Raw genomic sequence first — 13,356 nt, 5'->3', positions numbered from 1 at the left:
AACATCGGAGACTTTTATTTATATTGCCATGATCCGTATCATGGTGAGGCGTTTGGCATAATTTCTGACCTCTAGAAACTTTTCAAACAACCTCTAAGACCTATATTAGAGTCAAAGGGTCATGTGTTACCTAGATACAATGGAGATGAGTCTTTTGAACTACCTATTCCAGCTACATTTGTAGTTGATCGAGACGGAAAAATCGTTTATGCTTTTGTTGATGCAGATTATACTAAACGGTTAGACCCAATTGAAATAGTGAGTATTCTAAGAAATATTCCTATAGTTAGCAAAAGCTAGTACAGCTTGGCATAATTCGGATACTACAAGCCTTTCATTAATTTGTAATGGGTGTTTTATTTACGCCGTACTGTAGTATATAAATTTTAAATTAAACTATTTTTCCAATTTTTAGATAATATTCAGCTTTGTATCAGACTCATGTCAGAATAATCTGTCACTCTAATAATTAAAATAAATCAGGCAGTCTTAAGGAAATATTTCCTTATAAAATATCTGTCTGATTCGATAAGTTTCACTTAAAATTATCATAAAAGAGTTGTCAAAGATATGCAAAATACTAATCTACAAAAAGCGACATTTGGAGCAGGCTGTTTCTGGGGAGTTGAAGCAGCATTTCATCAAGTAAAGGGAGTAACTTCTACAGCAGTTGGTTACAGTGGGGGACACTTTGATAATCCAACCTACGAAGATGTCTGTAGAGGCAAAACTGGACACGCTGAGGTAGTGGAAGTGGAATACAATCCAACAATAGTATCTTATAATGAACTGCTAAATGTGTTTTGGAATAAGCACAATCCCACAACATCAAACCATCAGGAGCTAGATGTTGGTTATCAATATCGGTCAGTGATATTTTTCCACACTCCAGAGCAGGAATTATTAGCAAGAGCCTCCAAGGAGCAGCTTGAAAATAGTTCTCGTTATCACAAAAATCCAATTGTGACGGAGATTGTAGCTGCATCACAATTCTATAGAGCAGAAGAGTATCATCAGCAATATCTGGAGAAGCATGGACGAGCATCTTACAGGATAGGCTAATCTTTCACTGGTTCAAGGGGATGTTAAGAGTCGAATGCTGTAAATCCCCTTACTTGCTATACATATCAGGGAACTTTACTTGAAGTTTAGCCAGCTTCGGCAAGTCATTCATTACCACATAGCGATCGCTCGGATGATGCACTATATAATTCTGATGGTATGCCGCAGCCTGATAAAAACCTTTCAAAGGATCTAATTCCGTCACAATCGGCTTGTCGAAGATTTGCGATTTGTTGAGTTGAGCGATATATTCTTGTGCAGCTTGTTTCTGCTCATCGTTAGCAAAAAAGATCGCCGAACGATATTGCTTACCTGAGTCTGGGCCTTGTCGATTTAACTCTGTTGGGTTATGCGCTACCAAAAAGTAGACCTTCAGAAGCTGGTTATATGATATTTTTGATGGATCGTAAGTGATTTTTACGGATTCAGCATGATTAGTTAATCCAGCACTGACAAGTGTGTAGTCTGCGGTTCTTGCATCGCCTCCAGAAAAGCCAGAAACGACATCAGAAACACCTAATAGATGCTCAAAAACTGCTTCCATTCCCCAGTAGCACCCACCAGCGAAAACCGCTACTTGCTTTCCCTGCGGTGCAACAGTAGAAATATCAGTGGCGGGAGCAGAAAGCATCACACGAGATGCACCGTATAGGAGTACAAAAGTCAGGGAAATGATGGACAAGTTGCGTAATAACTGACGGGAGAGAGTAAAGTTATGAATTGACATGAGATTGTGAACTCCTTTATTTAATAGACGAAGAACCGAATTTATCAAAACAGAATTCAGATGTTTCTAAAATTGCTTGCTCGATGCGAGTTGGATAGTATTCTAGCAGTTCACAAATTTGCTCAAATAGTTCTGAACCTTGGTCATCGATAAGTAACGGCATGGTAAGGTTTTAGGTTGATTGCTTAGTGCTTGAATAATATCTGTGTCTTCCTGAATTGATAGCTGAGACGAATGTAAATTAATCCAGCGAAAGCGAGAATCTTATTTTTGTTGAATCCTCAATTTATTGCTCTCCTTAAGGCATAGAAAAACTTACTTGATTATTAGAGGAATTTATTAGATATCTAACACCAATTTTGCAGTTCCAGGTTGAGAAATACAAATTAACACCGAACCCTTATCAGTTGTTGCAGTTGGTTGTTCTTGGTAAGCAACTATACCTTCGCGGATTTTACAGATACAAGTACCACAAACACCTACACGACAACTAAAAGGTGGATTAATATCATTGGCTTCGGCAAATTCTAGGATAGTCCCATCATTAGGTTGCCATATCAAAATTTTGCCAGATTTGGCAAAGACAATTTCTGCAAATCTCTTATCTCCAGTTGCGATCGCAGTTTGTTTATCAGACTGACTTTTCATCGGTTTACCGAAAGATTCAAAGAATACTCTACTGTCAGGTACTCCCGATTCCTTCAACCCTTGCATTATGGACTGCATAAAAGATGGAGAACCGCACAAAAAATACTCCGCTTCTTGTCGTACTAACTCTTGAATAAGAGTAGCATCAACATAACCAACACTGTGGTATTTACCTCTATCTTCAGGTGTAGGACGACTATAGCAAAAATGCATATTCAGATTATGATTTTGCCCTGCAATTTTCCTCACTTCATCCCGAAAAGCATGAAATTTTCCGTCTCTAGCACCATGTAAAAACCAAATAGGACGAATAGGATTAAGAAGACTACAAGCTTTCGCCATACTAATCATCGGTGTAATTCCCACACCATTGCTAATCAACACTATGGGGATAGATTTCTGCACATCTAAAACAAATTTACCGTTTGGTGGTTTTGCTAGAATTACTGAACCTTTTTGAATACGATCGTGCATAAAATTAGATGCTATACCGGGCATAACATCTAATCCGTTCGGTGCAGCTTCCCGCTTAATTGAGAGGCGATAGTATTCACATTTTTCAGGATAATCTGAAAGTGAGTAAGTACGAATTACAGGCTTATCCTGTCCAGGTATATCAAGTTTGATGGTTAAAAATTGCCCTGGTTGAAAGTTAGGAATTTCCCCTTTATCTTCAGGTTGTAAATAGAAAGAAGTAATTTCTTCGCTCTCTTTCACCTTACGAACAATAACAAAATTTCGCCAATCTTGCCAAACATGACTATCTGATGATTTGAGGTCTGGAGTAGATTTATTTCCACTTGCTTTGTTTGTATAAACTAAACCAAATATTGCACCACTAGCTGTTCCAAACAGTGAGGAATAGACACCAAATTGATAGGCAGATTTAGCTTTGGCATTGGTTACTCCAATTACAACAGCAGCAGATAAGGTAATTACCGAACCAACTGTAGCTGCTGCGGCTATACTTCTGACTAATGGATTCTTAATTCTTCCCAGACTTTCTAGCATCGTTGTTTCCTGTCTAATACTTTTAGTGATGTTGGGCTATACCTGCGAAGATGCAGTAGTAGGTGGAGGAATAATTTCAAGACCATACCTCGGAGCCGCAGCCAGAAACGCGACTAAAGAAACAACGTCTTGTGGTTGACCCAAGCGACCAAGCGGAATATTTTTTAGCAATTTGTTGGTTAATATTTACTAACTCAAACTAGCAGCGCCAAAAGTAGCATTAAACTTGCGACACCAGATAGCGATGGATTTGTAGTCTGCTAAATTGATGTTTTGAGGAATGGAATATGTTTGAGCGCCACTATATTTTTGTAACGGAGCTAGGATAAAATAATCTCCGTTTTTTAAAGGATATGATGGTGGCTTAGTTGAATTAATCACCTTATCTGAACGATGTAAAATTACTACTAAATCTGGCCCTGATTCAGAAGTCTTAAATGACTCATCAAGCTCCAAAAATGATTTGCCGTCTTTAGTGGTAATACTAACTTTCCCTTGAGTTTTTTGTTCTCCAGAAACAAATGTGCCTAACTTCATAGCAGTTGAATTTGGAGATCGTGCTGACTTGGCTAACGGTTTCGCCTGAGTTGAAGACACGGGAACAGAGGCATTCACAGCTATAGGACTTTGATTAGCCTGGTTCTTTGATACTTCGGGGACGCAGCCAACCATGACAAGAGAAGACAAGCCCAGTATTAATAAATGTCTTAATTTCATGATTTCAATTCCTCATCCTCAATGCCTCAATCAGCAATATAGCTCTTGGCTTGAACTTTAAACTGATTATTGCTTAAATAATTCATCTAAGAATTATGAATAGATAAGGATTGATATCTAAAAAACTGATATTTTCCTTAGAAACTTCTTACAGATTTCTCAGCAAAATTTAAATTTTTAGGTTACTGATGATTAAGTGTAAAAAAAGATACGGTAGGTTGTCAATGAATAGCCTGATGTTTGCTTGCTATTTGTTGTATAAATTTACATTTATTTAAGTAAAATTTCATACTTTTTCTGCATAAATAGCACATTTATCTAGTAAAATTTCCACATCAAAATTATTAGGATATCCAGAGTTAACACCTGGAAAATCCAATATTTAATATTTGATTTTTTAACTTATTTTGCTAAACCATGCAACAAGCATCCATGAGCAAAGCCGATGATGAAGAAATGTTGTTGCAACAGCCTTGGCAGGGGGAACGGCAGATAATAGCACGTTTGTCCTCTTTGAACTATCGCACTGGTGAGATAGGTAGCTATTTACATAACATTGCCGTGGAGTCAGCGAACTGATTGCAGTTGATTGGACGGTTGTTACCTTTTGCCAAGAAGGGTTTGAAACTATTCTAGCGAGTAGTCTGGAAATGTCCGAAGATCCACCTTGTGTTTATGCACTGCATGGTAGATTGATTGCTACAGTTATGCAAATTGGGCGCACATTAGCTGTTGAGGATGCTGTGGCTAATCCAGAATATGGTAAACCTGCGCCAGGTTATCGAGCATATTTAGGTATACCCTTGCAAACTACCGAAGGTCAAGTCTTCGGTACTGTTTGCTCTTTTCATCGGCAAGCAAGGGAATTTACCAAAGAAGAAATCCAAATTGTGGAATTGTTCGCCGAACGTGCTGCTACTGCGATCGACCATTACCATCTTTACCAGCAGCAGTGCCAATTTAATCATATCCTGGAGACTGAGGTAGAAAAACGCACCGCAGAACTACAAGCAGCCCAAGCCAAGCTTTTAGAACAGGAACGGCTGGCAGCTATTGGTGAATTTGCGGCGATGATTGTGCATGAAATTCGCAATCCACTAACAACAATGATTATGGGATTGAAGTATTTTAAAAAAACTGTTTTGACTGAAGCGGCTCTTGAGCAATTATCGCTGGCACTTAGTGAGGCTAGTCGGCTAGAAAATCTGCTGAGTGAAATTTTGCTTTATGCCAAACCCCAGGTATTGCAACTGTGTGAATTGGATGTGAATGAATTTATTTGTGAATTACTGATGCCAATGTGCGAGATGCCAGAAGCGTTCTCACGGCAAATCGAATTTATTCCAGCGTTACCTACAGTCAAAATCTTAGGAGATAAAGATAAGCTAAAACAAGTGTTTATTAATATTGTTCGCAATGCTTGTGAGGCAGTCTCAGCAGGAGATGGGATTAAATGGGAAGTGGATATAGCGGTTATCAGTCTTTTGAAGTACAGTAGCAGCAGTGAGTAAACCAACCGAGTAAATTCTCTATTGCCAATCACTTTTACAACTAAGCTTTTATGCACTGTGTATAAACCTCTCTTGACTGCTGTAGCCACGTTTAGCCCTGCTGCTGACCATTCGGACAAGACAAACTCACCTTCTAGCAATGCTCCGGTTTTGCTCGTCAAGGGTGTAATTAGGATGTCTTGAGAAACATGTGGCGCACTTACAACAACAGCAGGTCTAACTTTTGAACTGGACAAATCTGAAAAGGGATACTGAACCAAAATGATGTCATTTTTAGAGTAGTTGGGCATAGACATCATCCTCAGTGTTATCCCAAACTGATGAAAGTGATGTTTGACTGGTTTGAAGCCAAAATTCAGTTTCATCATCAGGAAGCAGCGTCACTAACACTCTTGTCCCTTCCGGTAATTCCTCTGACTCCAGCAATTCGATTTTTCCTTCCCTAACTGTAGCCCAAAGCGTTTTTAGCATATCTGTTTTTTGAATAGTCATGCTTTAATTTTATGCTTCGATAGTTGATGAGGAGCGATCGTCTTACAGAAAACCTCAAAAACTAAGCGATCGCCTTGCAGAAAACCTCAAAAATAATGCGATCGCCTTTATGGAAGATGAGCGATCGCTTTATTTAGGCATTCAATTCTCAATTTTGCGAAGTTGCCAATAATATCTTGCTATTGAAACAAGTTATATACGGCACTAATTTTTTCACCAGATAACTCTTGAGGTTGTTTTTCATGTCCATCTCTGATATAGAGCTTATTTTCATACCATACAGGTTCTTTTCCTGCTTGTATTTCAATCATCAATACTGTGTGATCATGATATGTAATAGGTGTTAATCCTGTGTTAACGCTGGTTTTTAGCGATTCTGGTAATTTAGAATCCCTAATTTTTCGACTAATATTTAGTATATATTGATCGATTGTTATACTTTGAATTTTAGCCTCTCTTTCTATTCCAACAATACCGAATGGGAAAAATTTAGGTGCAGATATTTGATCAAGTGCCTCAATAAGTTCAGTATCTTTGTCTTTATCAGATATTCCCAAAAATATGTATCCTCTTTTTCCTTTGCCTAAATTTGCTATTGCCGCAATATTTTGACAAATTTTTTCAAAGCAATTGTTATCGAAACTCCGATTAGAACGGTTTAATGACAATAATCCTTGTTTAAAATCATAATTTGGAGCTTCTGTTTTAGAGCGTCTCAAATAGTTCTCCAAATCTATTGCATAAGAACCACTACTACGAGTTGTTGATGTTGATAATTTAAAATAATTTTGAATTAGTCCTTTCGTAAGACCAATATTTTTTGTTCGTTTATCTGCTGTAATACTAGAACTTACTTCTATTTTTGCCATAAGTCCCATTACCGCCTTGAAAATTGCCTGATAATCAAAAGGTTCTTTAGATTCTTGTATAATTAGATCATAAAAAGCCATAAATAATGTATAAAATGGCTCTTTAACTGGATTGCTAACTCCTCCATCACGACTAAGAATCTTTCTGAGGAAGTTTTTATCATTTCCTGAGTCTATTAATGAAACTGAATTAACAGCATTTTTTATCTGTGATAGTATGGCTTTAATATCTTCTTTAAGGCTTTCTGTTCCATATCGTGTAACTGCTAATTCTATTTCATCTGATTTATCTACGTCTCCCTTGCCATAATAATTATCAAAGTTTTCTTTTCTTGTTGGAAAAGGTTTTCCTAAAGCTATAGAAAGTATTATGTCTGCTAACAATTGTTCATCTGCACTCTCGCGCAAATCAGAGTTACTTATAATACCTTGACGACACCAGAATGTATCTTCTGCAAGAACTCCATATCCTAAATTTATAGATTTAGAATCAATACTAATCTCAGGCATTTCTGAAAGAGGAACAATTTCTTTTGATACATCACCTCGAATTTCACAAGCTAATAATCTAACTAATTCTGCAAAATTGCTGGTAACTCCAGCCGATCTAACTTCTTGAGGGGACAAATGTTTTCCGTTGGAATTAATTCTATTAAATACATCTTCAATCTCTTTGTTACTATTAGCCTCATAGATAGTAACGGCTAATGAATATTCTAAAAAATCTATACATTTTTGAGCATTCAATAAATTTTCTATGCTTGTTTCTATTCGTTTAAATATTCCTTGATTACTTAGTTCATTAGCTAATGGATGCTTTGTTACATCAAAAAACTTACCATCAATTGAAAATTGGTTTTCGATAAAGCAAAAAATGGCATTTAATCGTTGCATTCCATCAATGATTTCATACATATCTTTTCCATCTTTTTTAAACTTGCCAAATAAAATTAGTGGAATAGGATATTTTAAAAGGATGCTTTCTATTAAAGATGCTTTTTCTATTTTCGCCCATACAAGTTTACTTGGTATCTACGATTTACAATAAGATTATTTTCTCTATAAAGACGATATAATTCCAATATGCTTATACCTTTAGGTGTAATACTCATACTGCTTTCTTAATTATTTTTATTAGTGTGCAATCCATTTAAACTTAAAGGTGGGCTATTTGCCCACCCTAATGATTTACGCTGATTCCACTCCTTTGAACTAGTCTATCCCTTCAATCCGGTCTTCAACTTCTTGGTACAACTCGCGCAGACGATCTAAATTCTCGTCGCTAGTCTCCCAATAACCGCGTCCATTCACTTCCAACAAAGTTGATACAATCTTGCGGAAAGAATGGGGATTAAGGTTCAACAACCGTTTCTGCATTTCTTCATCTTTGATGAAGGTTTCGTTAGTATCCTCATAAATCCAGTTATCCACAGCGCCGGCTGTCGCACTCCAACCTGTTGTATTCACCAACCGCTTGGAGAGTTCGCGCACACCTTCGTAACCGTGAGACAACATCCCCTCGTACCATTTGGGATTTAATAATTTGGTACGCGCATCCAAGCGCACGGTTTCTGATAATGTCCGCACTTGGGCGTTAGCTGTGGTTGTATCTGCAATATAAGATGCTGGTTTTTTACCATCACCCCGCAGACTTGCCACCAACTTAGTGGGATCTGAGTCGAAGTAGTGGGAAACGTCCGTTAAGCTAATCTCGGAAGAATCCAAATTTTGGAAAGTTGCATCAGCAGTTTTCAATGTACTTTCAAAAATCTGCCGGGATTCATCCATGATTCCAGGGTTATCGGAATTGAAGGAGAATGATTTCCGGTTGAGATACATTTCCTGCAACTCGGCTTCGCTGTCCCAAGTGCTGTTTTCTACCGCCAAGTTGATATTTGACGAGTAGGAACCAGAAGCGTTGGAGAAAACGCGAGTCGCTGCTTGACGCAGATTAATCCCCATGTCCTCGGCTTGCTGCAAAGCGTGTTTGCGAACAAAGTTCATTTCTAAGGGTTCATCTGCCTCAGCTGCCATTTTCACCCCTTGGTCTAGGAGGTTCATTTGGTTGATGAACAAGTCGCGGAATACACCAGAACAGTTGATTACTACATCAATTCTGGGTCGTCCCAACTCTTCTAGAGATATCAATTCCAACTTGTTCACCCGTCCCAAGGCATCGGGAACTGGACGCACACCCACCATCCACATAATTTGTGCTAGGGATTCACCGTAAGTTTTGATGTTATCGGTTCCCCAGAGGACGCAGGCGATGGTTTCTGGCCATTTTCCTTCATTTTCCGCCTTGTTACGGATCAAAAGCCTATCTACAACGATTTTGGCTGATTGGACTGCTGCTGTTGTGGGGATGGATTGCGGATCGAGTGCGTGGATATTTTTACCTGTGGGTAATACATCCGGGTTGCGGATGGGATCGCCACCAGGGCCAGGTAGGATGTATTCACCTTCCAAGCCTCTGAGTAATGCCCCTAGTTCGTTGTCGGCACAAACTTGTTCTAGGCAGAATTCCAAATACTCAAATAGGGGTTTTAGGGCGGCGTTATCAACTTTGGGATAACCTGCTTTATGCAATGATTCTACCCAAGGTTCTTTTTTACCCATGTTGAAGAAATTCAACCGGGAAACTAAAGAAACTCGTCCTTCCGCGTCGATTTGCTCTTGGACAAGGGCGGTAACTGCTGCACGGGTTGCCAAGGTGATATCTTGCAATAACTGGACATCTTCTAAAATGCCTCTGTCGTTATTTTGGTAAATATCGTCAATGTTACGCCCAATGCTATTGGCGATAATTCCCGGCAAGCCTTGAATTCCTTCTTCTTGACGATCTAGACTAGCAATGTTTACAAGAGTTGCGATCGCTTCTTCTGCACTTGGAGGTTTACCAATGACGTGCAAACCACAAGGCAACAACCGCGACTCAATTTCCATCAACTTGCGATAGACGTTGCCAACAATATTATCTCGCTCATCGGCACTCATGTCTCTGGCATCGGTTTCTGGCAGGTGAATATCCTTATCCAGATTCACGATCCGGCATTTATCCATGATGCTGTTGACAATGGAAACGCCGCGTCCACTATCTTTCAAGGTTTGGTAGGAAGCAATTAATTCGCTGAGTTCCTTCAAACCTTTATACAAACCAGCATTTTCTGCTGGAGGTGTCAAGTAAGAAATTGTTTCGGCATAACTCCGACGTTTGGCAATTGTCGCTTCACTCGGATTATTGGCTGCGTAGTAATACAAGTTGGGAATTGAGCCAATTAAGTTATCTGGGTAACAATCACCAGACATCCCCATCTGTTTACCTGGCATGAATTCCAAGGAACCGTGTGTACCAAAGTGCAGTACAGCATCAGCTTTCCAAACTTGCTCTAGGTAAGTGTAGTAAGCAGCAAAACCGTGGTGAGGACTAGCTGAACGGGAGAACAACAGCCGCATCGGGTCGCCTTCGTAACCAAATGTGGGTTGGACACCGATGAAAACGTTACCAAATTGCTTACCATAAATCAGCAGATTTTGCCCATCGCTATTGAGATGTCCCGGAGGTGGGCCCCAGTTTTCCTCTAGACGTTGAGAGTAGGGGGTAAGTGCCTCATACTCAGGAACCGACATTTTGTAAGCAATGTTGAGTTCAGGGCTGTTATACTGCGCTTGAGCGTCATGGATGACTTCTTGCATCAACGCTTCGGCGGATTCTGGCAAATCTGGTAAGTCGTAGCCGTTATTTTTTAGGGCTTTCATCACCTCGTAAATTGAGCCGAATACATCCAAGTAAGCGGCGGTTCCCACGTTGCCTTTATCTGGCGGGAAACTGAAAACGGTGATGGCGACTTTTTTCTCAAGCTTCGGCTTGCGGCGGAGGTTAGCCCATTTTAAAGCGCGTTCGGCTACCGCTTCAACGCGATCGCGCAGTGCGATCGCTTTCCCTGTAGTTCCATCTCTACCCGATAAGATAATCGGCTCAATTGCTCCATCCAATTCTGGAATTGCAATTTGCAAAGCTACTTGAATTGGATGTAACCCTAAATCGCTATCCATCCACTCTTCTGTGGTTTGGAATACTAAGGGTAAGGCCACCATGTAAGGACGATTTAAGCGTTTGAGTGATTCAATTGCCTTGGGATGGTCTTGTCTAGCTGGGCCACCTACTAAAGCAAAACCAGTCAGCGATATCACTGCATCTACCAACTGTGTATTAGTAGTGGGTTCGTAGAAGTAGGCATCCACAGGCTTGGAGAAATCCAAACCACCAGCAAACACAGGTAGTACCCGTGCGCCTAGTGCTTCCAATTCCTGCACCATCGCCACATAATGGGCATCATCCCCTGTAACTAGGTGAGTGCGTTGCAATACTAACCCGACACAAGGAGCTAGAGGATCTTTTAGATCGCTAGAAATATCCTTACGAGCCGTATACCAATTGAGGTACTCTCTGACATCTTCAAACATACTGGGAGCCAAAGGATGCCAAATCCCTAAGTCGGGATAAACCACCGGCTGTTCATAAGTAGAAGGTGCAAAATTTTGTTTGTCTAAACCTTTAAATACATATTTATCAGCTAGCATCAGCAAGAAGTTTTCCAGATTTTCTGGAGAACCACCTAGCCAATACTGAAAACTGAGCATGAAATTTCGGGCATCCTGTGCCTTATCCATAGGTAAAAACTTCAGCACTTGCGGTAGGGTTCGCAAAAGCTTCAGCATCCCATCTTGGAATCCCGCACCGGATTTTTCTTTGCGTTTCCGCATGAATTGCGCGATCGCACTCTTCGACTGACCCAACTGTGCCAGAGAAAAGCTGCCCATTTTACTCAGGCGCATTACCTCTGGCATAGAGGGAAAGACAACGGAAACATCGAGATGATCGCGGTGTGGTTCTACTGCTGCTACAACTTTCTGTGCTAAGTCTTCGATGAAAATGAGGGAAGCGATGAAGATATTCGCACTCTCAATTTCTCGTTTAAACTCCTCGTAGTTCTCTGGGTCGCGGAGTTCCTCAATCAAGTACCCGCTGATTTCAATCGCCAAGTTGGGATTGTTCGCGTTAATCGTGCGAACTGCTTGCGACAAAGCACTCTGGTACTGGGACTCAAGCACGACATAGACCACCTTGATTAAACTACGTCCGCGTAAGTTATCAGGCGCAATGTGTCTAATGGTGGACTTGACGTGTGTGAACATGCTTCTTCGGCTCCTTTGATGCGTGTTCTCTCTGTAAGTTCCTAGCGGCATCATCAGCCACAGGTAACTTGTGATCTTTAGGCAATATCTGTTTTTTATCAGAAAACGCTTGCCCAGTAGGCATTTTATCCCTTATATGACACAAATCGATATAAAAAACGAAATATTTCTTTGTAATTGTTGACTTTACATAAAAGTACTGACTCACTTATTTGTAAACTTTTTGTAATATATTTTTATAGTTAAATAGCTATTTATCTATATTATTGCAGCTACAAAACAAAACCCGCACAAGCGGGTTGTAAAATTTTGATATTTGGCGAAATGCTTAGGTGTAGAGGATTGTAGGCATCGCCTAATTACTATAATTTCTTAATTAAAAATTTAGAGTAAGCAGAAAGTAACTCGGATCTATAAATATCTGAATTATTCTTCAACCTTCCCGCACCATCCAAACCAACATTCCCAAAAGTATTTCCACTGGCGGAACGGTATAATCATTCAAATCAATACTCAATGTTTGCCCTTCTAATTTCAAAAATCGCCAAGCCGTACCGCTGCTGACGCTACCATAAATTGTCTTAATCGGTATATTATTGATTTCATTAAACTTTTGCGCGGCAATCATTTCTGCTGCACATTGTCCTAAACCAGGTTTTAAATCACCTTTTTTCGCTTCAATAATTACGATCGCAGGAGCTTCAATAAATATTTGTTCGGGTGAGCGGCTAATTAAAAAATCACATACTCCACTTAAGCCTAGCTCCGATGCAACGGTAAAATCTTCACCCGAAAAAAAGCTGACTTTGCGTTCAAGAATTTTCCGAACTTCTACGAGTATTGGACTAATAATTAACTCTGAACGAGCTTTTTGTGAACCAGTTGCTGTTGCTAGTGGTAGTCCTTCGCTTAGTGCTTCTTTGACGTAAAAACTAGGTTCTATGGACTGTGTTTCTGGTAAAAACCGTCCATTTTCAACTGTAGTTAAGTTAAAGTCGCGTTTGACTTTCGAGAGTGAGAAGTCACTATACAGCACTTCCGTCTGTTGTAAGGTACACTAGATTAAAATATAAATACTTTTAAATGAAGTCATACTCTGTAGATCTTCGAGAAAAAATAG

Annotated in this window: 9 protein-coding genes and 1 pseudogene; 2 read left to right on the top strand and 8 right to left on the bottom strand. The window is 39.7% G+C overall.

The genetic code is table 11. The features are described 5' to 3' along the window. Positions 1–570: 570 nt before the first annotated feature. Positions 571–1,062, top strand: coding sequence for a peptide-methionine (S)-S-oxide reductase MsrA (msrA, locus tag V7K69_RS27930; protein ID WP_335040505.1), 492 nt, complete (start codon positions 571–573; stop codon positions 1,060–1,062). 49 nt (positions 1,063–1,111) lie between these two features. Here msrA (V7K69_RS27930) and msrA (V7K69_RS27925) read toward each other — a convergent pair whose 3' ends face one another. The 4 genes from msrA (V7K69_RS27925) to V7K69_RS27910 form a co-directional block, all read right to left on the bottom strand. After that, complete coding sequence (gene msrA, locus V7K69_RS27925; RefSeq protein ID WP_335040502.1) at positions 1,112–1,789, bottom strand: peptide-methionine (S)-S-oxide reductase MsrA; 678 nt, start codon at positions 1,787–1,789, stop codon at positions 1,112–1,114. A gap of 16 nt (positions 1,790–1,805) precedes the next feature. Further along, on the bottom strand, positions 1,806–1,952 hold the full coding sequence (locus V7K69_RS27920; RefSeq protein ID WP_335040500.1) for an L-histidine N(alpha)-methyltransferase: 147 nt from the start codon (positions 1,950–1,952) through the stop codon (positions 1,806–1,808). A gap of 176 nt (positions 1,953–2,128) precedes the next feature. Further along, positions 2,129–3,448: a 2Fe-2S iron-sulfur cluster-binding protein gene (locus V7K69_RS27915; RefSeq protein WP_335040498.1), complete on the bottom strand. Its 1,320-nt coding sequence runs from the start codon at positions 3,446–3,448 to the stop codon at positions 2,129–2,131. A gap of 189 nt (positions 3,449–3,637) precedes the next feature. Next, positions 3,638–4,165 (bottom strand): DM13 domain-containing protein, encoded by a 528-nt coding sequence (locus V7K69_RS27910; protein WP_335040495.1) that lies wholly within the window; start codon positions 4,163–4,165, stop codon positions 3,638–3,640. A 432-nt stretch (positions 4,166–4,597) separates the two neighbouring features. On the opposite strand from V7K69_RS27910, the pseudogene V7K69_RS27905 reads away from it, so the two are divergent. Beyond that, positions 4,598–5,631 (top strand): annotated as a pseudogene (locus V7K69_RS27905) (GAF domain-containing protein); the annotation flags it as partial. A 318-nt stretch (positions 5,632–5,949) separates the two neighbouring features. Here the strand turns inward: V7K69_RS27905 and V7K69_RS27900 are convergent. The 4 genes from V7K69_RS27900 to V7K69_RS27885 all read right to left on the bottom strand — a co-directional run bounded on the left by V7K69_RS27900 (position 5,950) and on the right by V7K69_RS27885 (position 13,272). Then, positions 5,950–6,168: a hypothetical protein gene (locus V7K69_RS27900; RefSeq protein ID WP_335040493.1), complete on the bottom strand. Its 219-nt coding sequence runs from the start codon at positions 6,166–6,168 to the stop codon at positions 5,950–5,952. 179 nt (positions 6,169–6,347) lie between these two features. Continuing rightward, positions 6,348–8,069, bottom strand: a complete 1,722-nt coding sequence (locus tag V7K69_RS27895; RefSeq protein WP_335040507.1) for a GmrSD restriction endonuclease domain-containing protein — start codon at positions 8,067–8,069, stop codon at positions 6,348–6,350. 180 nt (positions 8,070–8,249) lie between these two features. Further along, positions 8,250–12,236: a magnesium chelatase subunit H gene (locus V7K69_RS27890; RefSeq protein WP_335040491.1), complete on the bottom strand. Its 3,987-nt coding sequence runs from the start codon at positions 12,234–12,236 to the stop codon at positions 8,250–8,252. A gap of 433 nt (positions 12,237–12,669) precedes the next feature. Next, positions 12,670–13,272 carry a hypothetical protein gene (locus V7K69_RS27885; protein WP_335040489.1) on the bottom strand — a complete coding sequence of 201 codons (603 nt, stop codon included), beginning with the start codon at positions 13,270–13,272 and terminating at the stop codon, positions 12,670–12,672. Positions 13,273–13,356: the final 84 nt, after the last annotated feature.

It is taken from the genome of Nostoc sp. (genome assembly GCF_036917775.1).
Classification (GTDB): Bacteria; Cyanobacteriota; Cyanobacteriia; order Cyanobacteriales; family Nostocaceae; genus Nostoc.
The sequence above is the reverse complement of the archived record's forward strand: the minus strand, read 5'-3'. Positions and strand labels throughout refer to the sequence as shown.

Coding starts and splice junctions, on each gene's coding strand:
- msrA (WP_335040505.1), top strand. CDS start 571: ATGCAAAATACTAATCTACAAAAAGCGACATTTGGAGCAGGCTGTTTC.
- V7K69_RS27915 (WP_335040498.1), bottom strand. CDS start 3,448: ATGCTAGAAAGTCTGGGAAGAATTAAGAATCCATTAGTCAGAAGTATA.
- V7K69_RS27900 (WP_335040493.1), bottom strand. CDS start 6,168: ATGACTATTCAAAAAACAGATATGCTAAAAACGCTTTGGGCTACAGTT.
- V7K69_RS27910 (WP_335040495.1), bottom strand. CDS start 4,165: ATGAAATTAAGACATTTATTAATACTGGGCTTGTCTTCTCTTGTCATG.
- msrA (WP_335040502.1), bottom strand. CDS start 1,789: ATGTCAATTCATAACTTTACTCTCTCCCGTCAGTTATTACGCAACTTG.
- V7K69_RS27920 (WP_335040500.1), bottom strand. CDS start 1,952: ATGCCGTTACTTATCGATGACCAAGGTTCAGAACTATTTGAGCAAATT.
- V7K69_RS27890 (WP_335040491.1), bottom strand. CDS start 12,236: ATGTTCACACACGTCAAGTCCACCATTAGACACATTGCGCCTGATAAC.